This is a genomic window from Brevibacterium sp. SIMBA_078, from assembly GCF_046534565.1.
Classification (GTDB): domain Bacteria; phylum Actinomycetota; class Actinomycetes; order Actinomycetales; family Brevibacteriaceae; genus Brevibacterium.
The window spans coordinates 1-272 of sequence record NZ_JAWRYQ010000218.1 but is presented as its reverse complement, the minus strand read 5'-3'; the positions used below and the strand labels follow the sequence as shown (position 1 = coordinate 272).

Annotated in this window: 1 protein-coding gene; it reads right to left on the bottom strand. The window is 43.8% G+C overall.

From position 1 onward, the window contains the following. The coding region (locus SB749_RS19495) for a YegP family protein (RefSeq protein ID WP_410711761.1) at window positions 1-185 on the bottom strand (185 nt) is incomplete at its 3' end. Between the last annotated feature and the right edge of the window lie 87 nt (window positions 186-272).

Genomic DNA, 272 nt, shown 5'->3' with positions numbered 1-272 from the left:
ATAGAGGTTTTGCTTTCATAGCGTTCATCAAGTGGGCTGTTCACTCTTACAGAACTAATTCCCGTTTCGGCGCCTTGTTTGGCTTGATATCCCTCACTTTGAAGGATAATTTCACCGTTAGCGGCCTTTAGACGGAAATAATACTGATCATCAGTTCCCTGGAACAATTCATAACGTGCTGACATATTACTTCTCCTTTCTCACGCCCTTGAAAGGGGTCTTGTCTGCTTTAACATTCATGAATTGCCCAGTTTCGGCATTTCGCTTCACCC